The organism is Bradyrhizobium sp. CB1717, from assembly GCF_029714325.1.
In the GTDB taxonomy this organism is placed as follows: Bacteria; Pseudomonadota; Alphaproteobacteria; order Rhizobiales; family Xanthobacteraceae; genus Bradyrhizobium.
Genome location: NZ_CP121666.1, coordinates 5,564,340 through 5,590,096, shown reverse-complemented (window position 1 = coordinate 5,590,096; position 25,757 = coordinate 5,564,340). Strand labels below are relative to the sequence as shown.

The 25,757-nt window shown below is 65.1% G+C and carries 26 protein-coding genes; 6 read left to right on the top strand and 20 right to left on the bottom strand.

The annotated features are described in order from the left end of the window. Positions 1-56 precede the first annotated feature (56 nt). From QA649_RS26670 to radA, 7 genes are all read right to left on the bottom strand, one after another. Positions 57-1,283 carry an ABC transporter substrate-binding protein gene (locus QA649_RS26670; protein ID WP_283019793.1) on the bottom strand — a complete coding sequence of 409 codons (1,227 nt, stop codon included), beginning with the start codon at positions 1,281-1,283 and terminating at the stop codon, positions 57-59. Positions 1,284-1,450: 167 nt separating this feature from the next. After that, the gene (locus QA649_RS26665; protein WP_283019792.1) at positions 1,451-2,599 is read right to left on the bottom strand and encodes a hypothetical protein; all 1,149 of its coding nucleotides are present in this window, start codon (positions 2,597-2,599) and stop codon (positions 1,451-1,453) included. Positions 2,600-2,679: 80 nt separating this feature from the next. Further along, complete coding sequence (locus tag QA649_RS26660) at positions 2,680-3,420, bottom strand: SDR family NAD(P)-dependent oxidoreductase (RefSeq protein ID WP_283019791.1); 741 nt, start codon at positions 3,418-3,420, stop codon at positions 2,680-2,682. 66 nt (positions 3,421-3,486) lie between these two features. Then, complete coding sequence (locus tag QA649_RS26655; protein WP_283019790.1) at positions 3,487-3,630, bottom strand: hypothetical protein; 144 nt, start codon at positions 3,628-3,630, stop codon at positions 3,487-3,489. Positions 3,631-3,645: 15 nt separating this feature from the next. Then, positions 3,646-5,169, bottom strand: a complete 1,524-nt coding sequence (purF, locus tag QA649_RS26650; protein WP_283019789.1) for an amidophosphoribosyltransferase — start codon at positions 5,167-5,169, stop codon at positions 3,646-3,648. 28 nt (positions 5,170-5,197) lie between these two features. Continuing rightward, positions 5,198-5,827: a CvpA family protein gene (locus QA649_RS26645; protein ID WP_018646074.1), complete on the bottom strand. Its 630-nt coding sequence runs from the start codon at positions 5,825-5,827 to the stop codon at positions 5,198-5,200. A gap of 166 nt (positions 5,828-5,993) precedes the next feature. Beyond that, entirely contained in the window at positions 5,994-7,439 is a 1,446-nt protein-coding gene (gene radA, locus QA649_RS26640; protein ID WP_283019788.1) for a DNA repair protein RadA, read from the bottom strand. 225 nt (positions 7,440-7,664) lie between these two features. On the opposite strand from radA, the gene QA649_RS26635 reads away from it, so the two are divergent. Then, positions 7,665-8,801 carry an ABC transporter substrate-binding protein gene (locus QA649_RS26635; RefSeq protein WP_283026103.1) on the top strand — a complete coding sequence of 379 codons (1,137 nt, stop codon included), beginning with the start codon at positions 7,665-7,667 and terminating at the stop codon, positions 8,799-8,801. 14 nt (positions 8,802-8,815) lie between these two features. Next, the gene (locus QA649_RS26630) at positions 8,816-10,861 is read left to right on the top strand and encodes a sensor domain-containing phosphodiesterase (protein WP_283019787.1); all 2,046 of its coding nucleotides are present in this window, start codon (positions 8,816-8,818) and stop codon (positions 10,859-10,861) included. 11 nt (positions 10,862-10,872) lie between these two features. Here the strand turns inward: QA649_RS26630 and QA649_RS26625 are convergent, their stop codons facing one another. From QA649_RS26625 to QA649_RS26585, 9 genes are all read right to left on the bottom strand, one after another. Next, positions 10,873-11,598, bottom strand: a complete 726-nt coding sequence (locus QA649_RS26625) for a sulfite exporter TauE/SafE family protein (RefSeq protein WP_283019786.1) — start codon at positions 11,596-11,598, stop codon at positions 10,873-10,875. Between the two features lie 236 nt (positions 11,599-11,834). Then, positions 11,835-12,752, bottom strand: a complete 918-nt coding sequence (locus QA649_RS26620; protein WP_283019785.1) for a ribokinase — start codon at positions 12,750-12,752, stop codon at positions 11,835-11,837. A 9-nt stretch (positions 12,753-12,761) separates the two neighbouring features. Further along, on the bottom strand, positions 12,762-13,208 hold the full coding sequence (gene rpiB / locus QA649_RS26615; RefSeq protein ID WP_283019784.1) for a ribose 5-phosphate isomerase B: 447 nt from the start codon (positions 13,206-13,208) through the stop codon (positions 12,762-12,764). 67 nt (positions 13,209-13,275) lie between these two features. Continuing rightward, on the bottom strand, positions 13,276-14,070 hold the full coding sequence (locus tag QA649_RS26610) for a transporter substrate-binding domain-containing protein (protein WP_283019783.1): 795 nt from the start codon (positions 14,068-14,070) through the stop codon (positions 13,276-13,278). 20 nt (positions 14,071-14,090) lie between these two features. Further along, the gene (locus QA649_RS26605) at positions 14,091-14,846 is read right to left on the bottom strand and encodes an amino acid ABC transporter ATP-binding protein (RefSeq protein WP_018646066.1); all 756 of its coding nucleotides are present in this window, start codon (positions 14,844-14,846) and stop codon (positions 14,091-14,093) included. 1 nt (position 14,847) lies between these two features. After that, positions 14,848-15,516, bottom strand: a complete 669-nt coding sequence (locus tag QA649_RS26600; protein WP_283019782.1) for an amino acid ABC transporter permease — start codon at positions 15,514-15,516, stop codon at positions 14,848-14,850. Between the two features lie 7 nt (positions 15,517-15,523). Continuing rightward, positions 15,524-16,207, bottom strand: coding sequence for an amino acid ABC transporter permease (locus tag QA649_RS26595; protein WP_018646064.1), 684 nt, complete (start codon positions 16,205-16,207; stop codon positions 15,524-15,526). Between the two features lie 10 nt (positions 16,208-16,217). Then, positions 16,218-17,117, bottom strand: a complete 900-nt coding sequence (locus QA649_RS26590) for an NAD(P)-dependent oxidoreductase (RefSeq protein ID WP_283019781.1) — start codon at positions 17,115-17,117, stop codon at positions 16,218-16,220. 55 nt (positions 17,118-17,172) lie between these two features. Continuing rightward, positions 17,173-17,913 carry a FadR/GntR family transcriptional regulator gene (locus QA649_RS26585; RefSeq protein WP_283019780.1) on the bottom strand — a complete coding sequence of 247 codons (741 nt, stop codon included), beginning with the start codon at positions 17,911-17,913 and terminating at the stop codon, positions 17,173-17,175. 302 nt (positions 17,914-18,215) lie between these two features. Between QA649_RS26585 and QA649_RS26580 the strand changes: the two genes are divergently transcribed. Together QA649_RS26580 and QA649_RS26575 are read left to right on the top strand one after the other, a co-directional pair. Next, positions 18,216-18,584, top strand: a complete 369-nt coding sequence (locus QA649_RS26580; protein WP_283019779.1) for a GFA family protein — start codon at positions 18,216-18,218, stop codon at positions 18,582-18,584. A gap of 97 nt (positions 18,585-18,681) precedes the next feature. After that, positions 18,682-19,497 (top strand): DUF4886 domain-containing protein, encoded by an 816-nt coding sequence (locus QA649_RS26575; RefSeq protein WP_283019778.1) that lies wholly within the window; start codon positions 18,682-18,684, stop codon positions 19,495-19,497. A 113-nt stretch (positions 19,498-19,610) separates the two neighbouring features. Here QA649_RS26575 and QA649_RS26570 read toward each other — a convergent pair whose 3' ends face one another. Next, positions 19,611-20,381: an exodeoxyribonuclease III gene (locus QA649_RS26570; RefSeq protein ID WP_283019777.1), complete on the bottom strand. Its 771-nt coding sequence runs from the start codon at positions 20,379-20,381 to the stop codon at positions 19,611-19,613. Between the two features lie 41 nt (positions 20,382-20,422). On the opposite strand from QA649_RS26570, the gene QA649_RS26565 reads away from it, so the two are divergent. Then, on the top strand, positions 20,423-20,641 hold the full coding sequence (locus tag QA649_RS26565; protein ID WP_283019776.1) for a hypothetical protein: 219 nt from the start codon (positions 20,423-20,425) through the stop codon (positions 20,639-20,641). Between the two features lie 11 nt (positions 20,642-20,652). Here QA649_RS26565 and alr read toward each other — a convergent pair whose 3' ends face one another. Together alr and QA649_RS26555 are read right to left on the bottom strand one after the other, a co-directional pair. Beyond that, positions 20,653-21,921, bottom strand: a complete 1,269-nt coding sequence (alr, locus tag QA649_RS26560; protein WP_283026102.1) for an alanine racemase — start codon at positions 21,919-21,921, stop codon at positions 20,653-20,655. 46 nt (positions 21,922-21,967) lie between these two features. Beyond that, positions 21,968-23,479, bottom strand: coding sequence for a replicative DNA helicase (locus QA649_RS26555; RefSeq protein WP_283019775.1), 1,512 nt, complete (start codon positions 23,477-23,479; stop codon positions 21,968-21,970). Between the two features lie 547 nt (positions 23,480-24,026). Between QA649_RS26555 and QA649_RS26550 the strand changes: the two genes are divergently transcribed. Next, positions 24,027-24,233 carry a transcriptional regulator gene (locus QA649_RS26550; protein WP_283019774.1) on the top strand — a complete coding sequence of 69 codons (207 nt, stop codon included), beginning with the start codon at positions 24,027-24,029 and terminating at the stop codon, positions 24,231-24,233. A 3-nt stretch (positions 24,234-24,236) separates the two neighbouring features. On the opposite strand, the gene QA649_RS26545 is transcribed toward QA649_RS26550, so the two are convergent. Beyond that, complete coding sequence (locus QA649_RS26545) at positions 24,237-25,487, bottom strand: class I SAM-dependent methyltransferase (protein WP_283019773.1); 1,251 nt, start codon at positions 25,485-25,487, stop codon at positions 24,237-24,239. Between the last annotated feature and the right edge of the window lie 270 nt (positions 25,488-25,757).

Genomic DNA, 25,757 nt, shown 5'->3' with positions numbered 1-25,757 from the left:
TGCCCGGGACAAGCCCGGGCATGACGTCGTTGGAGCTGAGTGCGACCGCTACGCGGTCACTTCTTCACCAGCGGGCAATCGCTCGCCTCGAGCGGCTTGGCCGCGTCTTCGGGCGCGATGGTGGCGACCAGCTTGTAATAGTCCCACGGGCCCTTCGACTCCTCCGGCTTCTTCACCTCGAACAGATAGGCCGGGATGAGACGGCGGCCGTCGGCGCGCAGCGGGCCCTTGCCGAACAGCGGATCGTCGGTCGGCAGCTCCTTCATCTTTGCGACGACCTTGGCGCCGTCATGCGGGTTGGCGCCGAGCGCATCCATCGCCTTCAGGTAATGCAGGATGCCGGCATAGAGCCCCGCGACCGTCATCGACGGCATCGAGCCCTTGGGCGAAACCTTCTGGAAGCGCTTCGACCATTCGCGGGTCTGGTCGTTGAGGTCCCAGTAGAAGGACTCGGTGAAGGTCAGGCCCTGTGCGGTCTTCAGGCCCAGCGAGTGCACGTCGTTGATGAACAGCAGCAGCGCCGCGAGCTTCTGACCGCCGGAGACGATGCCGAATTCGGCGGCCTGCTTGATCGCGTTGGTGGTGTCGCCGCCTGCATTGGCAAGGCCGATGATCTTCGCCTTCGAGGACTGCGCCTGCAGCAGGAAGGACGAAAAATCGGAGCTGTTGAGCGGGTGCTTGACGCCGCCGAGCACCTTGCCGCCATTGGCGGTGACGACGGCGCTGGTGTCGCGCTCGAGCGCATGGCCGAAGGCATAGTCTGCTGTCAGGAAGAACCAGCTGTCGCCGCCGGCCTTGGTCAGCGCCTTGCCGGTGCCGTTGGCGAGCATGTAGGTGTCGTAGGTGTAGGAGACGGTGTTCGGGGTGCAGGCCTTGCCGGTGAGGTCAGCGGTGGCCGCGCCCGAATTGAGCAGCACCGAGTTCTTTTCCTTGACGAGGTTGTTCACCGCGAGGGCCACGCCCGAGCTCGGCGTGTCCGAGATGACGTCAACCTTGTCGTTGTCGATCCATTGCCGGGCGATGTTGACGCCGATATCGGGCTTGTTCTGGTGATCGCCGGAGAGGACCTCGATGGTCCAGCCCTTGGCCTTCAGGCCGGAATCCTCGACCGCCATTTTCACGGCGGCGACCGAGTTCGGGCCGCCGATGTCGGCATAGAGGCTCGACATGTCGTTGAGCACGCCGATCTTGATGGTCTTGTCCTGCGCGTAGGCGGATGTTGCAAAACCGAAAGTGGCACAAGCCAGAAGGGCCGCAGTGCGGCGCGCGAACGTCGTCGTCATAAAAGGTCTCCTCCACTGTCAAATATTCGGACGGCTCTCTTGCGGAGCCTTGTTCCTGTCGATGGCTCTACCGTGTCCCGCGGTTTGCGGCAATGCGCCTAAATGCGGATGACGCTGCGTCGTAGCGTCATCCGTCGGTTAACTTTTGGGCAAAATGCGTTGAGACGCTATTTGAGCGCGTCCGAGGTCAGCTTGAATTTCTGGATCCGCTTTCCGGTATCGACCTCGGCGGTATAGACGTTACCCTTGGCGTCGATCGCCATGGCATGGACCCAGTGGAACTGGCCGGCGTTGCGGCCGCTATGCCCGAAGCTGCCGACCACGCTGCCGTCGTCGCGCTTGATGACCCTGATCTCGTTGTTCTCGCCGTCGGCGCTGAGCAAATAGGTCTGCTTCGGATCGGGCCAGATCGCGATGTCCCACACCGCGCCGTTGCCGAGCGTGTTCTTCTCGAAGAAGAACTCCTTCACGAAGGTGCCGTCCTTCCTGAACACCTGGATGCGGTTGTTGATGCGGTCGCAGACATAGACGAGGCCGTCTTTGGCGAGTTTCACGCAGTGGACGGGATTGCCGAATTGCTGGGCGACCGGGGCCTTGGGGTCGTAGGGACCCTGCTTGTCGTCGCTGGGCTTGTTGCCGTAGGCGCCCCAGTGCCGCTTGTAGGCGAGCGTCGTCGCGTCGAACACGATGACGCGGCGGTTGCCGTAGCCGTCGGCGACGTAGATTTCGTTCGCGTCCTTGTCGATCGCGGTCTCCGCGGGCTTGCCGAGCTGCGCCGTGTCGTTGCTGCCGAGGCTCGGCGCGATCTTGCCGATCTGCGCGACGAACTTGCCGTCGAGCGTGAACTTCAAAATGGCGTTGTCGTTGTCGGCATTGCCGCCGACCCAGACGAAGCCGCGCTCGTCGACCTCGATGCCGTGCTCGCGGCCGACCCATTCATAGCCTTCGCCCGCGCCGCCCCATGAACGCAGCAAATTGCCGTCGCTGTCGAATTCGAGCACGGGCGGCGCCGACACGCAGCATTTCGAGCGCGGCGGATTGAGGCTCGCGCCTTTCTCGTCGTCGGTCAGCGAGCGCGGACGATGGATCACCCAGATGTGGCCCTGCCAGTCGACGGTGATGCCGCCGACCTGGCCGAGGATCCAGTTGTTCGGCAGCGGCTTTGGCCAGGAGGCATCGACCGCGAAAGTCGGGACGTCACCCGCAGTCGCCGTGCCCGAAAGCACGAATGCGATGGCCGCGATCAGGATGGAAAAGGCGTGAGAGATATATGCGAGCGCACGCGCAGAGCCTGCGCGATCATGCCATGGCGCCATGGCAGCCTCCCTTTTTGTTGGCTTGCGGCTTGCTGCCGCCTGAGCGCGGGCAGTCAATCGCGGGGAGGCGCCTTAGTCAATCAGGCGGGCGAGCGGAAGCTCATCAGGCTGCGGGTCTTGTAGTCGTAGAACTTGCCGGTCTCGGTCCAGTCGGGCGCGCACAGCGGCACGATGAATTCGGCGACCTGCTCGGGCGTGTCGAGCGTCTCAGGGTCTTCGCCCGGCATCAGCGTGGCGCGCATGCGGGTGCGAACCGGCCCCGGATTGAACAGGTTGACGCGCAGAGGCGTGTTCGCGGTCTCCTGCGCCCAGGCGCGCACCAGCGTTTCCAGCGCGGCCTTGGAGGCCGCGTAGGGGCTGACATAGGCGGTCGCCTTGTTGGCGGCGCCCGAGGTGATGAACACGGCGCGGCCGGCGTCGGACTGCTTCAGCAGCGGCTCCATGCAGCGGATCAGCTGGAAGTTCGCGGAGACGTTGACGGCCATCACGTCGTTGAAGGCCTTCAGCTCGATATGACCGATCGGCGAAGAGGGGCCGAGCACGCCGGCATTGCCGACGAGGATGTCGAGCTTGCCGTAGCGCTCGTACAGCCCTGCGCCCAGCCGCGCGATGCCGTCGGAATCGGTGAGGTTGAGCGGCACCAATGTGGCGCTGCCGCCGTCCTTGCGGATCTCGTCGTCGAGCTCCTCCAACCCGCCCTGCGTCCGCGCCGTCGCAATGATATGCGCACCGGCCTTGGCCAGCGCCTTTGCGGTGGCGAAACCGATGCCGCGCGAGGCGCCGGTGACGAGAGCGATGCGGTCAGCGAGGGGCTTTGTCATGGCGGGGTTTTACAGGCGTGGATGGCCGGGACAAGCCCGGCCATGACGGAATTTTGCCCTTGAGCTTTAGCTACCGCCGCCCGACTGAATATTGTCGCTGTTGGTTCCGTTTCCCGAGCCGTCGGGGGGTACCTTCATGCCTTGCCTGAAGGCGAAGACAATAAAGCCGACCAACACCACTCCGCAAAGGATGGCGATGGTCAGCTGCATCGTCGCGGCCTCGCGTCAGCTCGCCTCCGCCAGCAGCGACAGCTGCCGGGGCTGCTGCTCGGTCTGGGTCTGGTCGGTGAGGTGGGTCGGATAGGCCCCGGTGAAGCAGTGATCCGAGAACTTCGGATTGGCGGGGTCGCGGCCGGGCTCGCCCATGGCGCGGTACATGCCGTCGATCGACAGGAAGGCGAGCGAGTCGGCGCCGATGATCTCGCGCATCTCCTCCAGCGAATGCGTCGCTGCGAGCAGGCCGCCGCGGTCGGGCAGGTCGATGCCGTAGTAGTCGGGATAGAGGATCGGCGGCGAAGCGAGGCGGAAGTGGACTTCCTTGGCGCCGGCATCGCGCATCATGCGCACGATCTTCTTCGAGGTGGTGCCGCGCACCAGCGAGTCGTCGATCAGGATGATGCGCTTGCCTTCGATCGCGGCGCGGTTGGCCGAGTGCTTCATGCGCACGCCGGATTCGCGGATCGCCTGGGTCGGCTGGATGAAGGTGCGGCCGACATAGTGGTTGCGGATGATGCCGAGCTCGAACGGCACGCCGGAATACTGGCTGTAGCCGACCGCGGCGGGCACGCCGGAATCCGGCACCGGCACCACGACGTCGATCGGCACGTGGCTCTCGCGCGCGAGCTGCGCGCCGAAGGCCTTGCGCACCTCGTAGACCGAGCGGCCGTGGACGATGGAATCCGGCCGGGAGAAGTAGATGTATTCGAAGATGCAGGGGCGCGGCGCCATCGGCGGGAACGGCTTGTGGATGTCCTGGCCGTTCTCGTCGAACACGATGACTTCGCCGGGCTCGATGTCGCGCACGAAGCGCGCGCCGATGATGTCGAGCGCGCAGGTCTCGGAGGTCAGGATCGGGCAGCCGTCGAGCTCGCCGAGCACGAGCGGGCGGATGCCGCGCGGATCGCGCGCGCCGACCAGCTTCTTGTTGGTCAGCGAGACCAGCGCATAGGCGCCCTCGATCTCGCGCAGCGCGTCGATATAGCGCTCGATGAAACGGGCGCGCTTGGAACGCGCGACCAGGTGCAGGATCACCTCGGTGTCGGTGGTCGACTGCATCATCGCGCCGTGCTTCACGAGCTCGCGGCGCAGGGTCAGGCCGTTGGTGAGATTGCCGTTATGTGCGACCGCGAGGCCGCCGGCGTTGAGCTCGGCGAACAGCGGCTGCACGTTGCGCAGGATGGTGGCGCCGGTGGTGGAATAGCGGACATGGCCGACCGCGACATTGCCGGGCAGGCGGTCGATCACCTCGCGGCGGGAGAAGGTGTCGCCGACGAGGCCGAGGCGGCGTTCCGAGTGAAAGCGGCTGCCGTCGTAGGAGACGATGCCGGCGGCCTCCTGGCCGCGGTGCTGGAGGGCGTGGAGGCCGAGTGCGGTGATGGCGGCGGCGTCGGGGTGACCGTAGATGCCGAAGACGCCGCATTCCTCGCGCAGCGTATCCCCTTCCAGATCGTCCTGAAGCTCCAGCGCGGACGGGCCCAAGCCGGCCTTGGCGTCGAGATCAAGTTGAGCGTCCTGGTCAGGGTGTCGCATCTCGTTCGCGCCTCTCTCTGGGCTCAAGTCAACGTGCCGCGGGTTTCTCGATCAGTTTCTTCAAACTGTCACGAGCCGGTTTACTGTATCCGTCGCCACCGCCCGAAGGCTGCTGCTCGGAATCAGCTTGATCATCATCTGGTTTGTTTTTCTTGAATCTCTTCAAGATGGTGTTCTCGGGGTCGTCAGGCAAGAGGGCCATCAGCCAATCCCCGGTTCCCTGGAGCACGACACGGGATTTCGCCCCCGTGACCCAGTCCGGGCGCTGCTTGTCCGGCACCAGCCAGGTGAAGAACAGGAAGGCGACCACCACGATCAAAAGCCCGCGAGCCAGGCCAAACAGGAAGCCGAGGGTGCGATCCAGCGCGCCGATGCGCGAATCCAGGATCATGTCGGAGATCCGGACCGTGATCACGGACACCACGACGAGGGTGCCGACGAACACGCCGGCGACCACGACCACGCTCGCCACCGTATCGTTGTTGAAATAGGTCTTCGCGGTCGGCAGCAGCTTCGAGAACGAGTAGAGCGTCACGATCGCAGCGGCGCCCCAGGCCGCGATCGACAGGATTTCGCGCATGAAGCCGCGGACCATCGCGAGCAGGCCCGAGATCAGCATCACACCGAGCAGGATCAGGTCGAGGAGTGTTACTGGCATCGGCTGGTCTGGTCCGCTCGTACTTCAAAGGTGCTCAGCGAATCGGTGTTTGGCCGCCGCCCTAAAAGAGGGGTAGACGGCGTTCCCGGCAAGGCCGCAACCACGCAATCCCATGCTGCTTTTGTGACGGCTGTATAGCGGCGGTGGCCTCCGACGTCACCTCCGGCTACCCCTCTGAACGGCGGAATCTTGCCGGTGTGGCATTTTTCTCTGCCGGTGCGCTGGATTCGCCCCGGCGGGAGCCCCGGGCGGCGATCTCGGCCACCAATGTGGTCAGGCTGTTGACCGTGTTCAGGGACAGTCCGGCGTCGCCGCCGGCATCGCCGCGGGCCGATTCGGGCATTATGGCGCGCTGGAAGCCGAGCTTTGCCGCTTCCTTCAGCCTTGCCGGGGTCTGTGCCACCGGGCGCACCACGCCCGACAGCGAGATTTCGCCGAAATAGACCGCATCCGTGGGTAACTGCGCATTAACCAGCGAGGACACCAGTGCCGCCGCGGCGGCGAGGTCGGCCGCGGGCTCGTGGATGCGCAGGCCGCCGGCGACGTTCAGATAGACGTCGTGGCCGGACAGCTTGACCCCGCAATGGGCCTCCAGCACCGCCAGCACCATCGAGAGCCGGCTCGGGTCCCAGCCGACCACGGCGCGGCGCGGGGTGCCGAGCGAGGTCGGGGCCACCAGGGCCTGCAATTCGACCAGGACGGGCCTCGTGCCCTCGATGCCCGCAAAGACTGCGGTGCCGGGCGTGCCCAGATCGCGTTCGGAGAGGAACAGCTCGGAGGGGTTGGTGACCTCGCGCAGGCCAAGGCCGGTCATCTCGAACACGCCGATCTCGTCGGTCGGCCCGAAGCGATTCTTGACGGCGCGCAGGATGCGGAATTGCTGCGAGCCTTCGCCCTCGAACGACAGCACGGCGTCGACCATGTGCTCGACCACGCGGGGGCCGGCGATCTGGCCGTCCTTGGTGACGTGGCCGACCAGGATGATGGCAGCGCCGGTCTTCTTCGCAAAGCGGATCAGCGCCTGCGCCGAGGCGCGCACCTGCGTGACCGTGCCCGGCGCGGATTCCACCGTGTCGGTCCACATGGTCTGGATCGAATCGATCACGATCAGCCGCGGCACCGCGCCCTCCGACAGCGTCGAGACGATGTCCTCGACCGAGGTCTCGGCGGCGAGCTGCACCGGCGCGTCCGACAGTCCGAGCCGCTCGGCGCGCAGGCGCACCTGCGCGACCGCCTCTTCGCCGGAGATATAGACGATGCGGTGGCCGGCGCGCGCCATCATGCTGGTGGCCTGCGTCAGCAATGTCGATTTGCCGATGCCGGGATCGCCGCCGACCAGCAGCACGGAGCCGCGGACAAAACCGCCGCCGGTGACGCGGTCGAGCTCGGTCATGCCTGAGGACAGGCGCGGCGCATCCGGGCTCTTGCCGGCAAGGCTCTCCAGAGCAAAGGTCCGGCCCTTGCGCTTGGAGCGGATCGAGACCGGCACGCTGCCGCTGGTGTCTTCTTCGGCGAGCGTATTCCACTCGCCGCAGGACTCGCACTTGCCCTGCCAGCGGTTATAGGCCGCGCCGCAGTTCTGGCAGACGAAGGAAAGCGTGTTCTTGGCCATCGGGGATATTGAGTCGGAGGCTTCAGGGGTCTGCTGATAGCACGAAATGACGGGCCCTGAGCCCGATCATCCCGTGTCGCATATCGCAATTCAACACGACCGGTACACGCTTTGTTAGCTCTAGGGAGCCGCGCCGCACCGGACTTTGCCAAATGTTAGCGGACCCAGGTCTAGTTTCGGAACCGATACGGGATGGCGCGAATAATGACGATATTTTTGCGGATAATGCTCGCCGTGGGCATGACCTGCGGCGTGCTGGCGCCGGCAGGCGGTATCACCGTGGCCGATGCCAAGTCCCTCGATATCGTCTTCGTGAGCCCCGGCAAGACCGGCGAGGTCTACTGGGACATGGTTGCCCAGACCATGCGGGCCGCCGGCCGCAAGCTCGATGCGCATGTCGAGGTGCTGACCAGCGAGCGCAACTACCGCACCATGCAGGAGCTCGGGTTCGGCGTGGTGGCGCGGGCCGACAAGCCCGACTTCCTCATCCTCTCGAACGAGGAATCCGCCGCCGTTCCGATCCTGGAGGCGGCCGAGGCCGCCGGGGTCAGGACGCTGCTGCTGTCGAACACGCTGATCGGCGAGGACGCGAAGCGTCTCGGGGCGCCGCGCCAGAAGCTCAGGACCTGGCTCGGCGACATCACGACCGATCTTCAGACCGCGGGCGCGCGGATGGCGAATGCGCTGATCAGCGCGGCGCGTGCCGAGAAATGGCAGAGCTCGGACGGCAAGATCCACATTCTCGGCATCGGCGGCGACGAGATCACGCCGGCCTCGATCGCACGCAACGCCGGTCTCAAGCTTGCTGCGGACGCTGCGCCCGACGTGGTGGTGGACCGGATGCTGTTTGCCAACTGGACACAGTCCGAGGCCGAGCAGGTCACGGCGAATTATCTTCGCTGGGCTGCGCGCAAGGAAATCCGGCCCGCCGGCATCTGGGCCGGGAACGATCCGATGGCGCTCGGCGCGCTCCGCGCGATCGCCGCTGCCGGCCTCATGCCCGGTCGGAACATCGAAGTGGTCGGCCTCAACTGGTCGGATGACGCGCTGCGCGAGATCAAGGCCGGCCGCCTTCTGCTGACCGACGGCGGGCACTTCCTGCTCGGCGGCTGGTCGATCGTCCTGCTCCGCGACTATGCCGACGGCTGCGATTTCGCCGACGCTTCGCCCCGGGTCGAGGTCAAGACATCCGCCATCACGCGCGACAACCTCGCATCGGTCGGCGACCTCATCAAGACGCGCGCCTTCGACCGGATCGATTTCACGCGGTTCAGGGCGAAGGCGGGACATTGCGGCCAGTATGACTTTTCCCTCGATGCGCTGGTCTCGTCCCTGCCGCTTCCGGACGGCGTCGGCGATTGATGAAGCGTGAGGCGATGACCGATCCGGACGGCAACGGGCAGGCAGCGCCGCCGCGCTTGCGCTCGGTCGTCCGCGCGATGATCTGGGCCACCGTGCCGGTCCTGCTGCTGGTGCAATTGCTCGCCTCCGCCGGTGTCGAGGCCACCAGCTTCTGGTCGCAGATCCGGCAGCTCGATGCCCGCATTGCCCGCACCGCCGAGAGCCGCGCCGAGCTGATCGCCGAGCCGCTCTGGAAGATGCGTTACGACCAGGTCACGGGCGTGCTCAACGAGATCATGCACGACGAGACCATCGCGGCGGCGGCCGTCTATGACGACACCGGCGTTGCGATTGCCCGCGTGGTGGCGCGCCCCTCGGACCAGGGGGTCGCGGAAATCTCGCGCCCCATCAAGTACAGCAACGGCAACATCGCCGTGCAGGCCGGACGCATCGCGATCGCCTATTCCTATGCGACCGTGTATGCCGATACCGGCAGCCGGCTGATGCTGCTGCTCATCGTCGGCCTGCTCGCAACGCTCGCCACCGTGGTGGCGATGCGCATCTCGGCCAACATCTTTATCGGCAGGCCGCTCGCCGCGATCATGTCGGCGATCCAGCGCAGCAAGCAGGACGGCCGCGCCTATCCGGCCGAGATCAGATCCGCGAACGAATTCGGCCAGCTCGCGCAGGCCTTCAACGCCATGCAGCACACGACGTCGGGCGCGCTCGACCGGCTCGGGCACATGGCATCGCACGATCCGCTGACGGGCCTGCCCAACCGGCGCTCGCTGTCGGAGCGCCTCGTGACCTTGAGCGGCGATGCCGGCTCGCCGGACTCCCTGATCGCCTTCTGCTTCATCGACCTCGACGACTTCAAGGGCATCAACGACACCTTCGGCCACGATGCCGGCGACAGGTTCCTGGTCCACATCTCCGAACGACTTCGCGACGCAGTCGAGCCGCAGGATTGGGTCGCGCGGCTCGGCGGCGACGAGTTCGTCGTGATCCGTCCCGAGGTCAGCAATGAGACGACCGCGCAGGTCTTCGCGCGCCAGCTGCTGGATGCGATCTCGGAGCCGGTTCGGCTGCACGACAAGCAGGTCGTGCCGCGCGCCAGCATCGGCCTTGCCGTGCGCCGCGCCGGCGATCCCGAATTGTCGCATTTGCCGGCGCTCGCCGACATCGCGCTCTACCATGCCAAGAGCAAGGCGCCAGGCACCGTCGCGGTGCTGGACGAGGCGCTGCAGCGCGACTACCGCCGCCGCAGGGATCTGGAGCTTGCCATTCCCGCAGGGTTTGCCGAGGGACAGTTCGAGGTCTGGTATCAAGGCCAGGTCGACCTCGAGAGCGCGGCCGTCGTCGGCCTCGAGGCGCTCATTCGCTGGCGTCACCCTGACCATGGCGTGATTGGCCCCGGCGAATTCCTGCCGCTGATCGAGCGCAGCGGCAACAATGCCCGGCTGACGCGCTATGTGCTGACCGACGCCTGCCGCGCGCTGCAACGCCTGGCCGCCGCCGGCAGGCCGGATATCAGGATCGCGATCAATCTGCCGCCGTCAGAGCTCGCCGACCATTCGCTGGCCGCCGAGCTGCGCGCGACCTGCGCGCGCTTCGATGTCGCGGCATCGATGCTCGAGCTCGAGATCACCGAGGGCTCGCTGATCAACAACATCGCCAGCGCGTCCGAAACGTTGCATCGCCTGCGGCGGCTGGGAGCCACGATCGCACTCGACGATTTCGGCACAGGCTACTCTTCGCTCGCCCATCTGCGGCGCTTCCCGCTCGACAAGGTCAAGATCGACAAGGCCTTCATCAGCGAGATTCCCGATAGCGCCGAAGACAAGGCGATCGTCGGCGTCATCGCATCGCTCGCCGGCACTTTGGGGCTTACGCTCGTCGCCGAGGGCATCGAGCGGGCCGAGCAGGCCGAGGCCATGCGCGAGATGGGCGTGACGCTTGGGCAAGGCTATCTCTACCACCGGCCGCAGCCGCTCGCGGCCGTGCTGCAATGGCTCGAAGGGCAGGCTGCCGAGAGCCGCGTCACCGACAGCCCCTCGATTGCGCCCGAATTCGCCGCTTGAGCGCGGCGTGATCACGGCTGCGCCGCGTTCCAGAGCATCGAGAGCCCGGCCGCGATCATGATCGCGTCCATCAAGAGGCGGAACACGTCCGGCTTCAGGTGCAGCACGAAGCGTTTTGCGATGAAGGCGCCCGACATCAGCGAGCCCCCCGCGATCAGGCCTTTGAGGAACACGTCGCCGGTCAGCGCGCCGAAACGTTCGAACGTCACCGATTTCGCAAAATAGAGCCCGAGCGAGGAGGCGGCCTCGGTGGCGAGGAAGGCGCCTTTGGAGAGGCCGTAGAACAGGAACAGCGGCACGCTGAGCGGGCCGGTTGAGACCACGATGCCAGTGAGATAGCCGATGATCGCGCCGCCGATCGCGAGATGCCAGAGATTGGCCTTGAGGTCATGCCGCGCCAGCCAGTGTCGCACCGGCACCATCACGATCAGGAAGGTGCCGATGGCGAGATCGACGGCGTGCGCGGGCAGGGCCAGCAGCGTCCGCGCGCCGAGCGCGGCGGCCGGAATGCCCGTCACCGAATAGGCCGCGCAGGCCCGCCAGTCGACCTCGCGCCACCAGGCCAGGATCCGCGAAAAATTCGCCATCACCGAGGCCACCGCCATGATCGGCACGGCCTCCTTCGGCCCGTAGGCATAGACCAGCACCGGCATCAGCATGATCGACGAGCCGGTGCCGACGATGCCGGAAATGGTGCCGGCGATGAGGCCGACGGTGAGGACGAAGAGAAAGGCCAAGGGCAGGGCTCCGGGAATCGGACGAGTGTAGCCGGAGCAGTGTTGCAGGTGAATGCAGCTGCCGCATGGTTGATATCGTCCCGAGCTGCACCGGGGCGTCATTGCGGAGATGTTGCGCGAAGCCGCTTCCACTCGTCATTGCGAGCGTAGCGAAGCAATCCAGGCTGCCACCGCGGAGGAATTCTGGATTGCTTCGCTGCGCTCGCAAGGACGGAACATGGGCCGCAGCGCTGCCCTCAGGTCAGCGATGAGATCGCGCCACGCATTGGCATGCCGGCCTGCGCGCCCGGCGTGAGGCACTTCTGGGCCGCCGCTTCGCATCCGACCTGGAGGGCGGTTTGCAGCGGAACCTTCTCGCTGAGCATCGCCGCAAACGCGCCGACGAAGGTATCGCCGGCCCCGGTGGTGTCCACCGGCGTGATGCGCGGGGCGGGCGCGCGCAAACGGGTTCCGTCCGCTGCGACCGCGAGAGCACCTTGCGCGCCGGCCGTCACGACGCAGGTGAGATCGCCGGCCCTCGCGAGTGCCGCGGCTGCGGCTTCATAATCCGACGGGCCCATGTCGACGGCTGCGGCGGCATCCAGCGCCTCGTGCTCGTTGACGAGAAGATAGTCGGTGACCGCCAGAAGCTCCGTGACCATGGTGCGGGTCATGGTCTCCGGAACCGGCGCGAGATTCCAGATAACGGTGCCGCAGGACAATGTCGTCCGGCGCGCCGCTTCCAGCGCCTCTGCGAACGGCACCTCCATCTGCAGCACCAGCACCGTGTCGGGACCGAAAAGCTCGGCCGGCAGGTCAGCGGCGCTCGCGGCCATGTTGGCACCGCTGGCCACCGTGATCGCGTTCTCGCCGGATTGATCGACCGTGATGAAGGCGCAGCCGGTCGGCTCGTCGCACCTGACGACGAAAGCCGTGTCGATGCCGTTCTCCCGGAGGTTCTCGATCGCGCTGTCGCCAAATCCATCCCGGCCGACGCGGCCCGCCATCCGGACTTGTCCCGGTCCAGCAATCCGCGCGGTGGCGACGGCCTGGTTGGCGCCCTTGCCGCCGAAATGGGTCTGGTAGGACGGGGCGAGCACCGTCCGGCCGGGACCCGGAATGACCGGGACCTGTGCGACCAGATCGATGTTGAGCGACCCGAACACCAGGATCATGGCAGGCCGTCAGCCTTGCTCGTCCATGACGCGCAGTTTTTCGACGCGGCGGCGGAAATCCTCGTCGGTGGAGAATTCAGCGGTGAGGTAGGATGAGACGAGGTCCACGGCGAGCCAGGCGCCGACGATCTGTGCGCCGATGCACATGACGTTCACATCGTCATGCTCGACGCTCTGATGCGCCGAATGCACGTCATGGCAGACCGCGGCGCGGATGCCCTTCATCTTGTTGGCGGCGATGGAAGCGCCGACGCCGGTGCCGCACACCATGATGCCACGGGCGGCTTCGCCCGAGGTCACTTTCTGCGCCACCGCCCGGGCGATGTCGGGGAAGTCCACCGGCTTGTCGTCATAGGAGCCGACGTCGACGATGTCGTGGCCGAGCTTGCGGATATGGTCGATGACAGTCTGCTTGAGCGGCCAGCCGGCGTGGTCGGATCCGATGACGAGACGCATGTGATGTCCTTCTTGATTTGGCATTGTCCGTGACAGCCGCAAAACGGCTGTCACGGTTCTCGTGGTTTCAGCTACGCATGTCCGCCGGCAGATCGACGCCGTGGAATTTCTTGTAGATCGCGTTGAGCTTGCCGTTTTTGACGTTCTCGGTGATCCAGGCGTTGAGCTTGTCCATCAGGCGCTGCTCGCCCTTCTTCAGGCCGATGGCGAGGTCGAAGGTCGCCAGCGGAATCCGGGACTCGAATACGCGCGAGGGATTCTTCACCCCGATCTGGTTGATGATGGTCGCGGACGAGCCGACGCAATCGACCTGGCCGGACACGGCCGCGGTCACCATGGTGGCGTCGTCGTCGTAGCGGGCGATCTTGAGGTCCTTGTCCTTCATGTTGGACAGGGTGGTGTCCTGCGTGGTGCCGCGCGAGACGCCGATCGACTTGTCCTTCAGGTCCGGCCAATCCTTGACCGTCGACGACTTCATGCAGCCGACGTCGGATTGCAGCGTCGCATAGCGCTTGGTGAAGTCGATCACCTTGGCGCGTTCGGGCGTCACCGACAGGGTCGAGATGATGATGTCGGCCTTGCCGGTGAGGACGTTGGGGATGCGGGTCGCCCCCGTGGTCTGGATGAACTCGAGCTCGAGCCCCCAGTCCTTGGCGAGCAGCTGCGCGACCTCGACGTCCGAGCCGGTCGGCTTCATGCTCGAGTCCATCATGCCCGAGGGCGGGATGGCGAGGTCGGTCGAGATGCGGATCTTCTTCGCCTGCGTGATGTCGTCGAGCAGGTCGGCGGATGCCGGCGTCGCCGCCATCATGATGAGGCCGCACAATGCGGCGGTGGTGCCCAGCAATGTCTTGTTTGTCATTCTTGGTTCTCCTCTCCCTGTTATGATTTTAGATTTCCCGTCCCCACGAATTGTGTGAGTTCGGGTGTGGTCGGCGACGTCAGGATCGAGGCGGGTCCGGTCTCGTGGACCTTGCCGCGATGCATGAACACAATCCGGTCGGCGATGCCTTTGGCAAAGCCCATCTCGTGGGTGACCATCACCATGGTCATGCCGTCCGCCGCGAGTTGCTCGATCACCTTCAGCACCTCGGCGGTGAGCTCGGGATCGAGCGCGGACGTGACCTCGTCGAACAGCATGACCTTCGGCTGCATCGCCAGCGAGCGGGCGATCGCCGCGCGCTGCTGCTGGCCGCCGGAGAGCTGCTCGGGATAGGCGTGCAGCTTCTCCTCGAGCCCGACCTGCGCCAGCACTTTTCGCGCGAGATCCCTGGCCTGGGCCGTTGCCATGCCCTTCACCGCGCAGGGCGCGAGCGTGATGTTCTGCTCGATCGTGAGGTGCGGAAACAAATTGTAGCTCTGGAACACGATGCCGACGTCCTGGCGCAGTGCGCGCAAATCGACGTCGGGGCGGTCGACGCGGTGGCCGCAGACGACGATCTCGCCGCCGTCGACTTTCTCGAAGCGGTCGATGCAGCGCAGCGCCGTGCTCTTGCCGGAGCCGGAGCGGCCGATCAGCGCCAGCACTTCGCCGCGCTCGACCGCAAAGGAGACGCCGTCGAGCACTCGCAGCGGGCCGAAGCTCTTCTGCACGTTGCGGAGCGAGACGATCGGTTCGGAGGAGGAGTTCTGCTGCATGTCAGGCCGGTGCGAGGTTGGACCTGCCGCGCCCCATCCGCCGCTCCAGCCTCTGGCTGAACAGCGACAGCGGATAGCACATGGCGAAATAGGTGACGGCGATGATGGCGTAGATGGCGAACGGCTCGAACAGCGAGTTGTTGACGATCTGGCCCGAGCGCATCAGCTCGACGAAGCCGACCACCGAGGCGAGCGAGGTGTTCTTGATGATCTGCACCATGAAGCCGACGGTCGGCGGCGTCGCGATGCGGATCGCCTGCGGCAGGATCACCTTGATCATGCGCTGGGTCCGGCTTAATGCGAGGCCTTCGGCGGCCTCCCATTGCGGCTTCGGCACGGACTGGATGCAGCCGCGCCAGATCTCGCCGACATAGGCGGCGACATAGAGCGTGAGCGAGGCGCTGGCGGCCGTGAGGGGCGAGACCTTGAGGCCGATCGCGGCGAGGCCGAAATAGCCGAGGAACAGGATGACGAGCAGCGGCGTGCCCTGAACGAGCTGGACATAGGTTGCGCTGGCGAGCCGCACCGATTTCAGCGGCGAGATCCGCGCCAGCGCGATGATGAAGCCGACGATGCCGCCGCCGATCAGCGCGATCACCGACAGGCCAATGGTCCACAGCGCGCCCTGGCCGAGGAACATCAGATGGTTGATGTTGAGATGTCCGCCCATGTTCATCTCACAGCGGCGTGCCGAGCCGGCGCCGGCGCGGGAACAGCACGAGGCCGAGGCCCCAGAAGCCGGCGCGCATCACCAGCGACAGGATGACGTAGAGCACGGCGACGATGATGTAGGTCTCGAACGCGCGATAGGTGTCCGACTGGATGTAGTTGGCGACCGCGGTGAGCTCCTCGGCCGAGATCTGCGAGCAAACCGAGGAGGCCAGCATCAAGAGCACGAACTGGCTGGTCAGCGCCGGATACACCTTCTCGACCGCCGGCAGCAGGATGATGTGCCAGTAGATCTGGAGCCGCGACAGCGCCAGCCCTTCGGCCGCCTCGATCTGTCCGCGCGGGATCGCCTCGAAGCCGGCGCGCATGATCTCGGCGGTGTAGGCGCCGACATTGATGGTCAGCGCGGCCACGGCGACCGCGAAAGCGGAGAATTTCAGCCCGAGGCTGGCGAGGCCGAAATAAACCAGGAATATCTGCACCAGGAGCGGCGTGTTGCGGATGGTCTCGACATAGGCCTTGCAGGCGCCCGCGATCAGCGCGTTATGCGTTCCGCGTCCGACCGCCGCGAGCGTGCCGAGCAGGGCGCCGAGCACCGTCGCGAACGCGGCAAGCTCCAGCGTGAGGACGGCGCCGGCGAGAAAACTCGGCCAACGCTCCAGCACTGCGGGAAAGTCGAGTTGCAGGCTCATCGCCGTCGCTTCAGCCGGTGGTCTGGTTGGTCATGCGATCATAGACGCGGAACAGCGCCTGGTTGCCGTTGCTGCCTTCGCCATGGGCGCGCGCATCGACATATTGGCTGGTGACCAGCGCGGTGCCGGGCAGGGGCACGTTCAGGGCCTGCGCGTGCTCCTGCACCAGGCGGAGGTCCTTGAGCTGCAGATCGATCCGGAAGCCGGCGGAGACGTCGCCCGCGATCATCGCGGGGCCGAGCTTGTCGAGCATCCAGGAGGCGGCGGAGCCACCGAGCAGCACCCGGCGCAGCAGATTGAGATCGAGGCCCGAAGCGCGTCCGAGCGCCAGCGCCTCGCAGATCGCCTGGATGTTGATGCCGCAGATCAGCTGATTGCAGAGCTTGACCGTCTGGCCGGCGCCGGACGCGCCGACATGGGTGATGGTCGTGCCCATCGCGCGGAAGAACGGCTCGGCCTGCGCGAAGGCAGCCGCATCGCCGCCGGCCATGATCGAGAGCGCGGCGTTCTTGGCGCCGACTGGCCCGCCCGAAACCGGTGCATCGATGAAGCTGACGCCAATCTTCTGCAGGTCGCCATGGATGCGGCGGACCGCGACCGGCGAGATCGTGCTCATGTCGACGATCAGCTTGCCTGACGGCGGTGACTTCAGGAGGCCGTGCTCCCCGTAGATGGTCGCCTCGACATGGGGCGTGTCGGGCAGCATGGTGATGACGATATCGGTGCCTTCCGCAGCATCGGCGGGACTCTTGGCGCGCGTCGAGCCGTCCTTGACGCTGTCGGTCAGGGCGGCCTCGTTGAGATCGAAGACGCGGACCGCGTGGCCGGCCACCAGCAGGTTGCGCACCATCTCGCGGCCCATCGTGCCGATGCCGATGAAGCCGACCTTGCCCTTGTCGTTCCGTCCCATGTTATCGATCCGTTTCTTGGCTAGTTTCTTAGCTAGTTTCTTGGTTCGTCCGCGATCAGCCTGAAGCGTTGGTCTTGTCGATGTCGCCGACGACGGCGCGCCTGCGGTATTCGTCGCCGATGGCAAAATGCTTGCGCAGCGTCGCATCCGCCCGTTCGGGATCGCGCGCGATCACCGCTTCGAAGATGCGGCGGTGGTCGTCGATCAGATAGGTCTTCATCGACGGGAAGGCCTGCACCAGCTCGCGGCGGCTGCGATGCGAATGTGTCAGCAGGCCCGCCATCGAAGAGTGCAGCACCGTCAGCGTCTCCGAATGCGATGCGACGACGATGGCGCGATGGAACTCGAAGTCGGCCATGCCGCCGGCATCGGCCTCGTCGATCGTCTCTCCGATCTTGGCGAGCGCGCGCTGCAGGCGTTCGAAATCGGCAATGTTGGCGCGCTCGCAGGCGAGCCGGATCGCCTGGCATTCGATCGCGACGCGCGCCTGCATGACGTCGTCGAGCATGTCGGCCTGCTGGGCCAGCGCGAAGGTGAAGAAGTCATTCAGCACGGAGACATCAGGCCGGGTCACCACGGTGCCGATGCGATCGCGGATCTCGACGATGCCGAGCACGGTGAGGGCGCGTAGCGCCTCGCGGACGATCGGCCGGCTGACGCCGAGCAGGGTGGCCAGCTCGCGTTCGGAGATGAGGCGGTCGCCGGGCTTGAGCGAGCCCGCAAGCAGGCGTTCGCGCAGGAAGGCGAACACCTTCTCGAACCCTTTTTCGCCTTCGGCGGTCCGCTTGAGCTCCATCCCCCGTCCCGTTTGGTCTGATCTTGGTCAGACCAGTATGATGACCAAGCCGCGGAGGTCAAGGGGCCCGGATTATCCGACTGGGGAGTGGACAAGGCGTCTTCGCGAAAGCGTCCGCTAAGGCATTGAATCGATTAGGCCCGGCTACTGTGCATGGGGTTGTTTTTCGAGTTTTTGTTGGACCGACCTGGGAAACCGCTCGCCCCCGCACATTCCAGTCGCGGAGGCGGCCTTGCTGCTGACAGCATGTTGGCAGCAGCGGCCGGCTACGACCATCTCCTGACAAACGGGGAGAGCGGGTCATGCCGATCGAGGCAAGCTGTCATTGCGGGGAGACGGTGTTCGAGGTGACGGAGGCGCCCTCCAGCGTCACGCGCTGCACCTGCTCGCTCTGCGCCAAGCGCGGGGCGCTGTGGGCCTATTACACGCCGGCGCAGTTTCGCCTGCTGTCACCGGTGGACAACGTCGCGACCTATCTGTGGGGCAGCCGCACGGTCAAACATCATTTCTGCGCCAGTTGCGGCTGCGGCACCTTTTCGGAATCGCCGGACTGGTCGAGCGGCAAGCCCGATTTCGACAATCCCAAGGTCGCGGTGAACGCGCGCCTGTTCGACGATTTCGATCTCGATGCGGTGCCGGTGAACATGATCGACGGCAAGAATCTGTGGTGAGCATGAGGGCGCGCGCCTCTCGGCTGCGCGCCCGTCCTCTTGAGGCCCGGTTGAAAAGCTGGTTTGTTTCCACCCCTAGAAAAAGGGGAGGAAACCCATGATGCGTCTTTTTGCGCGAGTGGTGTTTGCAATGTGTCTGGCCGTTGCAGCCGGCTTCAATGCACAGGCGCAGACCAAGCCGAAGGTCACTTCGCTCGGACCCGACTTCCCCAAGGCCGCGCTGTTCGTCGGCAACAGCTTCTTCTACTACAACAACGGCATGCCTGGACATCTCACCTTCATGGAGCGGGCAGCCGATGCCGAGAGCAAGGCCGCCTATCGCAACACCATGGTCACGATCGGCGGCTCCGGCCTCGACTGGCACGACATGGAGAATCTGCTGCGGCCGGCCGGCATCGGCGCCTATTCCTTCGACGAGCAGAACGTCGTGATCTTCAACAAGCCTGGCAGGCAGTACGACGCCGTCGTGATGATGGATTGCAGCCAGTGCCCGATCCATCCGCAATTGAAGGACGCGTTCACGACCTTCGCGAAGAAGGACAGCGAGATCGTCCGCGCCCACGGCATGCGGCCGGTGCTGTTCATGTCCTGGGCCTATGCCGACAAGCCTGAGATGACGGAAGCATTGGCCGAAGCTTACACGACCGCCGGTAATGCGAATGATGCGCTCGTCATCCCCGCCGGCCTCGCCTTCGCGCGCGTGCGCAAGCTTGCGCCCGAGCTCAATCTCTATGCGCCGGACAAGCGGCATCCGAGTCCCGCAGGCACGTATCTTGCGGCGTGCGTGACGTTCGCCGCGCTGAGCGGCCGCACGCCGGTCGGCAATTCCTACAACATGGGGCTCGATGCGGAGACGACGCAGCTCTTGCAGAAGGCGGCGTGGGACACGGTGCAGGAGTATTACGGGCGCTGATCGGGCGCGATCTCGTAGGGTGGATAGGCGAAGCGTAATCCACCACTGTTCGGATCCGCGGAGACAGAAGTGGTGGATTACGCCTTCGGCTAACCCACCCTACGAGATCACAGCTACTTCAACACCACCCACGCCGGCGCATGATCGCTCGCGCCATCCTCGCCACGGACCTTCTTGTCGACACCCGTCTTCGCTAGGCGTGGCATGAGGGCAGGGCTGAGCAACAGATGATCGAGCCGCAGCCCCGCATCGCGCGGCCAGCGGTTTCGCTTGTAGTCCCAGAACGTGTAGATGCGCTTCTCCGGATGCAGCTCGCGGATCGCATCGCACCAGCCTTGTTCGACGAGTGAAGCAAAGGCTGCTCGGCTCTTGGGCTGGATCAGCGCATCCTTGTCCCACGAGCGCGTCGGGTAGATGTCGATTTCTGTCGGCGCGACGTTGTAGTCGCCGGCGAGCACCACCGGCAGGTCCTGCTTGATGAAGGTCCTTGCGTGGCGCTTGAGGCGTGCGAACCAGTCGAGCTTGTAGTCGAATTTCGGCCCCGGCTGCGGATTGCCGTTGGGCAGGTAGATGCTGGTGACGATGATCCCGCGGACGGCGGCCTCGATGTAACGGGCTTCGTGATCGTCGCGGTTACCCGGCAGGCGATCGCGCGTGAGCACCGGTTCGGTGTTGCGCGCGAGGATGGCGACGCCGTTCCACGTTCTTTGTCCACACCACAGTGCGCCGTAGCCGGCCTTTTCGATGGCTGCGGCCGGAAATTCGCCATCACTTGCCTTCAACTCCTGAAGCGCGACGACATCGGGCTTTGCCGCGCGCAGCCATGCCAACAGATTGGGCAGGCGGCGGTTGACGTTGTTGATGTTGAATGTCGCGATCTTCATGTAGAGCTACCGGCTCCTGCCTTCCGTCTTCCGGAGATACAATGTCCAAGTTGAGCTTTGCCGCTATTGCATTCGTTGTCGCGTTCTCCGGGGTCACTTCGGCACAGTCAGCCGAAACGCGCGGCGCGTGCAAGGCGGACTATGACAAATTCTGCGCCGGCCTCGCGCCGGGCGGCGGCATCGTCGCCTGTCTCAACGCCAAGCGCGACCAGCTCAGCGCGACCTGCAAGGCAGCGCTGGACAGCAGGAAGAAGAAGTAGGTGCGGGTGGTTTAGCCCGGCAGCGGCGGCGGGCTTGCAGGCTCCGCGATCGGCGGCGGCTGCTCGGCTGCCGCCGCCGGAGCCGGCTTTGTCAGCGGCTCGACCACGTTGCCGCCCTTGTAGACGCGGGCGTAGCGGTGACCGAGGCTGGTCAGCACCTCGTAGCCGATGGTGCCGAAATGATGCGCGAGCTCGTCGACGGTGATGCCTTCGCCGAGCAAGGTCACCATGTGGCCGCGCCGCACCGCGTTCGGCGGCAGATCGGTGACGTCGATCGCGATCAGGTCCATGGAGACGCGGCCCGCGACCGGGCAGCGTTTGCCCGCGACGATCACCTCGGCGCCGCGCGTGCCGTCGTTGGAGCTGGCGGCGCGGAAATAGCCGTCGGCATAGCCGACCGCGATGATCGCCAGTTTGGTCGGCCGGCGCGCGGTCCAGGTGCCGCCATAGCCCACGCTCTCGCCGCGCTCGACGTTGCGGATCTGCACGATGCGCGCCTTGAGGTCGACGACCTGCTGCATCGGATTGTCGGCCTCCGGCGTCGGGTTGACGCCGTAGAGCGCAGCGCCCGGTCGCACCAGGTCGAACTGGAAGGGGGCGCCGAGGAAAATACCGGACGAGTTGGCGAGCGCCGCAGGCACGCCCGAGAATTCGCTGGCGATGGCGCGGAAGGCAGCGAGCTGCTTGGCATTGACGGGGCTGTTGAGCTGCTCGGCCGAGACCAGATGGCTCATCACCAGCGTGATGCCGTGATCGCCGGCGTTGATGCGGGGAATGATGGCCTGCGCTTCCGATAGCGTCAGCCCGAGCCGGTTCATGCCGGTGTCGATGTGGATCGCGGCGCCGCCATTCCAGCCAGTGCGGCGGCAGAACACGTCCCATTCGGCGAGCTCGTTGAGATCGCCGATCACCGGACGGCAGTTGATCTGGGCGTAGTGCTCGCCGGTGTTCTGGAAATAGCCGCCGAGCACGTAGATCGTGGGCTCCGGCACGGCCGCGCGCACCTTGCGCGCTTCCTCGATGGTGGCGACGAAGAAGGTCTTGCAGCCGGCCTTGCTCAGCGCGCGCGCGACCTGCTCGGCGCCGCAGCCATAGGCGTCGGCCTTGATCACCGCCGAACATTCGGCCGGCACCGCCGTCTTCTCGAGCTTGCGCCAGTTGGCGATGATCGCGTCGAGATCGACGGTGAGCACGCCGCCGTAGGCAGCGAGCGCGGCAGCCTGATCGGCCTCCGCGGAGAGAAGGCCGGATTGCGGGTTCATTTTCGGGTCGAACGCCATTGTCATGGCGCCGTTTTACGCAAGAGGCGGGTCTGGTTCAAGAAACTCAGTAGTCGTTACCGCTGCGAGCCGGCAGCTGACTGTCAGGCGCGAGATCGCCGAACCGCGTGACCGAGGCTTCGAACGCCAAATCGACGGTGCCGGTCGGGCCGTGGCGCTGCTTGCCGATGATGACCTCGGCTTTTCCGTGCGCAAGACTCATGTCAAGCTGCCACTTCTCGTGTTCAGGCGTGCCTGGGCGGGGCTCCTTCATCGCGAGGTAATATTCCTCGCGGTAAACGAACAGCACAACGTCGGCGTCTTGCTCGATCGAGCCGGATTCGCGCAAGTCGGAGAGTTGCGGCCGCTTGTCGTCGCGGGATTCGACCTGGCGTGAGAGCTGGGACAGCGCGATCACGGGAACGTTGAGCTCCTTGGCGAGCGCCTTCAGGCTGGTGGTGATCTCCGTGATTTCCTGCACGCGGCTGTCGCTGGCGCGCTTGCCTGAACCGGACAGCAGCTGGATGTAGTCGATCACGAGCAGATCGAGGCCCTTCTGGCGCTTGAGTCGGCGCGCGCGTGCCATCAGCTGTGCGATCGACAGGCCGCCGGTGGCGTCGACATAGAACGGCAGCGACTGCAGCTCGATCGAGACATCCCGGATCTTGTCAAAATCGGCTTCCGAGATGCCGCCGCGGCGGATGTGGGAGGAGGGAATGCCGGTACGCTCGGCCACGATACGCGTGGCGAGCTGGTCGGCCGACATTTCGCAGGAGAAGAAGCCGATCACGCCGCCATTGGCGGCCTTCATGGTGCCGTCGGCTTGGACCTCGCCGACATAGGCCTTGGCGACGTTGTAGGCGATGTTGGTCGCCAGCGACGTCTTGCCCATGCCCGGGCGACCCGCCACGATGATGAGGTCGGAGTGCTGCAAGCCGCCCATCTTGGTGTCGAGGTCGCGCATGCCCGTCGAGATGCCGGACAGCTTTCCGTCGCGCTGGAACGCCTTTGCGGCGAGATCGACGGCGACCGCCAAGGCTTGCGAAAATTTCTGGAAGCCGCCGTCATAACGGCCGGACTCGGCGAGCTCGTAGAGCTTTCGCTCGGCGTCCTCGATCTGCGCCCGTGGCTGGAAATCGACCGGGGCGTCGTACGCGACATTGACCATGTCCTCGCCGATGCCGATCAGGTCGCGCCTGAGCGACAGGTCGTAGACGGTGCGACCGTAGTCCTGGGCGTTGATGATGGTGGTCGCTTCGGCCGCGAGCCGTGCCAGATATTGCCCGATGGTCATGCCGCCGACATCGGTATCGGCGGGCAGGAACGTCTTCAGCGTCACGGGCGTGGCGATCTTGCCCATGCGGATCAGGCTGCCGGCGGTCTCGAAGATGGTCTGGTGCAGCGGCTCGAAGAAATGCTTCGCCTCCAGGAAGTCGGAGACGCGGTAGAAGGCATCGTTGTTGACCAGGATCGCGCCCAGAAGGCTCTGTTCCGCCTCGATATTATGTGGCGCGCTCCGGTAGGCGGGAGTTCCCGGCTCGGGCGCGAGTTTGAGGACGTTCGAATCAGTCAGGGCCATGGTCGGACGTGCTTAGCAATTTTCTTGGGCAGATGCGGGGCCCGGGATAAAGCGCCGCCTCAAGCCAAAGCGGAAGCGAAAGCTGTCCGCTATCAACCGCTCAGTTAAAATGGTGGATGATTAGCAGCCGCAGCACGCGCCGCGCTTGACGGATTTTGGCGGAACTCGCCCGTCCCAAAGGCAGCCGCCCCTGGTCATGGAAAAATCCTGAAACCATGAACCTTATGGATTGGCGCGCAGACCTATCTGGAAGCGCGCGAAATGACGCGCACTGGCCGCTTTCGGCTCGGCTTCAGACCAGCAGGAGGTAGACCAGCGCAACAAGCGCCGCCCCAACGCCCGTGGCGATCAGGGCGTAATCGGTGCGGAGGTCGTCCTGCACGTCAAATGAGGTTTGGGTCTCTTTGCTCATGGCGACGGTCTAAGCCGGACCCGACCAGACTTATGTGAAGCAGATCACATCTCCCCGGAATCTTTCGGGGTAGGGCCGGAACAGGCAGGCGGGCGGGGGATTGTCCCAACCCGCGACGGGAAGACGAGGCGAGCGATGCGGCCAGAACGGCAGCAGCAGATCTGGCGGAGCGAGGCAGGCAGCCGACTGTGGCTGTCCGGGCTGATCGCGGCCATGCAGCACGCCGAGCGCCCCGAAGTGCGCCGCCAGCCGATCGCACCCGAGATCCTGGACGAAGTGCGGGCGCAATTGGGGTTAACGGCCTCTTTCCGCGCGTCCCCGATATCGATGCTGCGTCATTAGAACCTATTCACCTGCGAGCTTCAGCCTTGTCCTGGCGCCGCCTTCGATGGCGCGCAGGCGGGATTCATTGCGTGCGATGTAGTCACGGGTGATCGGCACCACGCCCTGACGCTTGGTGAGCTGGATCTGGAAGTTCATCATGGCCTGCTTGCGGAACGTCATCTCGCAGGCCGCCAGGTAAAATTCCCACATCAGCGCGAAGCGCTCGTCGTAGAGCTGAACCGCCTCCTCGCGCCGGGCCATGAAGCGCTCGCGCCAGGCTTTCAGCGTCTCGGCATAATGCAGACGCAGGATCTCGATGTCGCAGACCAGAAGGCCCGCACGCTCGATCGCCGGCAGCACCTCCGACAGCGCGGGGATGTAGCCGCCGGGGAAGATGTATTTGGCAATCCAGGGATTGGTCGAATCCGGCCCTTGCGAACGGCCGATCGAGTGCAGCAGCATGACACCGTCCTCGTTCAGGAGTTCGGCGCAGCGCTGGAAGTAGGCGTCGTAGAACCTCGCCCCGACATGCTCGAACATGCCGACCGAGACGATGCGGTCAAATGGCCCCTCGATGTCGCGATAGTCCTGGAGCAGGAATCGGGCCGATCCGGTCAGGCCCTTTTCGGCCGCGCGCGCATTGGCGATCTGCAACTGCTCGGTCGACAGCGTGACGCCGGTGACGTCGGCGCCCGCGATCTCGGCGAGATAGAGCCCGAGCCCGCCCCAGCCCGAGCCGACGTCGAGCACGCGCTGGCCGCGCTTGATCAGCAGCTTTGCTGCGATGTGGCGCTTCTTGGCAAGCTGTGCATCGTCGAGCGTCGCGTTCTGCGTCTCGAAATAGGCGCAGCTATATTGCTTGTCGGCGTCGAGGAAGAGCGAATAGAGCCGGGCGTCGAGATCATAGTGATGGGCGACATTGGCGCGGGAACGCGAGCGCGGATTGAATTGTTTCAGGTGCCGCTTCAGGTAGCGCAGGTGCCACCAGGGCTTCGCCCACTGCGGCAATAGGTCGGGTTGATTGAGCAGGATCGCGAGGGCATCAGCTATGGTGCCGCGTTCGATCACGAACTCGCCGTCCATATAGGCCTCGCCAAGCCCGAGCTCGGGATTGACGAGGATCCTCCGCTCCGCCTCCGGGGTGACGAAGCGCACCGCGACCGGCTCGCCAGAGCCGTCGCCGACAGTGAACTTCGACCCCGCCGGCGTGGTCACCGTCATCGACCCGCGGCGGATGAATTGAGACAAGAATCGACGCAACAAACGGTCCATCGACACCTTCCTCTCGAGCGAACCCGAAGAGATGCGACTAAGCCGGTCTTCACATCTGACGCTCAGGTCCCGCTCGGGTTCCTATGCGTTTGCATTCAAATTTAGGGAGAGTGTTCCGGACCCGCTATTGCGTTGTGTTCAATGCGGATATTCGAAAAGCGCTTAACCACATCCTTGCGCGGGCAGCTGCTTCCATTCGCGGCTCAATCCGCTAAAAGGTGACCCGCTGGCGCGCCGGATTGCCGGCTGCGCGGAAAATCAATGGAGATG

Excerpts from the sequence above, each read along its gene's own strand:
- QA649_RS26580 (WP_283019779.1), top strand. The coding sequence starts at position 18,216 with ATGCCGATCGAGGCAAGCTGTCATTGCGGGGAGACGGTGTTCGAGGTG.
- QA649_RS26550 (WP_283019774.1), top strand. The coding sequence starts at position 24,027 with ATGCGGCCAGAACGGCAGCAGCAGATCTGGCGGAGCGAGGCAGGCAGC.
- QA649_RS26645 (WP_018646074.1), bottom strand. The coding sequence starts at position 5,827 with ATGCCAGTAACACTCCTCGACCTGATCCTGCTCGGTGTGATGCTGATC.
- alr (WP_283026102.1), bottom strand. The coding sequence starts at position 21,921 with ATGGCGTTCGACCCGAAAATGAACCCGCAATCCGGCCTTCTCTCCGCG.
- QA649_RS26630 (WP_283019787.1), top strand. The coding sequence starts at position 8,816 with ATGACCGATCCGGACGGCAACGGGCAGGCAGCGCCGCCGCGCTTGCGC.
- QA649_RS26585 (WP_283019780.1), bottom strand. The coding sequence starts at position 17,913 with ATGGAGCTCAAGCGGACCGCCGAAGGCGAAAAAGGGTTCGAGAAGGTG.
- QA649_RS26605 (WP_018646066.1), bottom strand. The coding sequence starts at position 14,846 with ATGCAGCAGAACTCCTCCTCCGAACCGATCGTCTCGCTCCGCAACGTG.
- QA649_RS26620 (WP_283019785.1), bottom strand. The coding sequence starts at position 12,752 with ATGATCCTGGTGTTCGGGTCGCTCAACATCGATCTGGTCGCACAGGTC.
- QA649_RS26600 (WP_283019782.1), bottom strand. The coding sequence starts at position 15,516 with ATGGGCGGACATCTCAACATCAACCATCTGATGTTCCTCGGCCAGGGC.
- QA649_RS26555 (WP_283019775.1), bottom strand. The coding sequence starts at position 23,479 with ATGGCCCTGACTGATTCGAACGTCCTCAAACTCGCGCCCGAGCCGGGA.
- QA649_RS26665 (WP_283019792.1), bottom strand. The coding sequence starts at position 2,599 with ATGGCGCCATGGCATGATCGCGCAGGCTCTGCGCGTGCGCTCGCATAT.
- QA649_RS26660 (WP_283019791.1), bottom strand. The coding sequence starts at position 3,420 with ATGACAAAGCCCCTCGCTGACCGCATCGCTCTCGTCACCGGCGCCTCG.
- QA649_RS26545 (WP_283019773.1), bottom strand. The coding sequence starts at position 25,487 with ATGGACCGTTTGTTGCGTCGATTCTTGTCTCAATTCATCCGCCGCGGG.
- rpiB (WP_283019784.1), bottom strand. The coding sequence starts at position 13,208 with ATGCGTCTCGTCATCGGATCCGACCACGCCGGCTGGCCGCTCAAGCAG.
- QA649_RS26610 (WP_283019783.1), bottom strand. The coding sequence starts at position 14,070 with ATGACAAACAAGACATTGCTGGGCACCACCGCCGCATTGTGCGGCCTC.
- purF (WP_283019789.1), bottom strand. The coding sequence starts at position 5,169 with ATGCGACACCCTGACCAGGACGCTCAACTTGATCTCGACGCCAAGGCC.
- radA (WP_283019788.1), bottom strand. The coding sequence starts at position 7,439 with ATGGCCAAGAACACGCTTTCCTTCGTCTGCCAGAACTGCGGCGCGGCC.
- QA649_RS26655 (WP_283019790.1), bottom strand. The coding sequence starts at position 3,630 with ATGCAGCTGACCATCGCCATCCTTTGCGGAGTGGTGTTGGTCGGCTTT.
- QA649_RS26565 (WP_283019776.1), top strand. The coding sequence starts at position 20,423 with ATGTCCAAGTTGAGCTTTGCCGCTATTGCATTCGTTGTCGCGTTCTCC.
- QA649_RS26575 (WP_283019778.1), top strand. The coding sequence starts at position 18,682 with ATGATGCGTCTTTTTGCGCGAGTGGTGTTTGCAATGTGTCTGGCCGTT.
- QA649_RS26570 (WP_283019777.1), bottom strand. The coding sequence starts at position 20,381 with ATGAAGATCGCGACATTCAACATCAACAACGTCAACCGCCGCCTGCCC.
- QA649_RS26635 (WP_283026103.1), top strand. The coding sequence starts at position 7,665 with ATGCTCGCCGTGGGCATGACCTGCGGCGTGCTGGCGCCGGCAGGCGGT.
- QA649_RS26595 (WP_018646064.1), bottom strand. The coding sequence starts at position 16,207 with ATGAGCCTGCAACTCGACTTTCCCGCAGTGCTGGAGCGTTGGCCGAGT.
- QA649_RS26590 (WP_283019781.1), bottom strand. The coding sequence starts at position 17,117 with ATGGGACGGAACGACAAGGGCAAGGTCGGCTTCATCGGCATCGGCACG.
- QA649_RS26670 (WP_283019793.1), bottom strand. The coding sequence starts at position 1,283 with ATGACGACGACGTTCGCGCGCCGCACTGCGGCCCTTCTGGCTTGTGCC.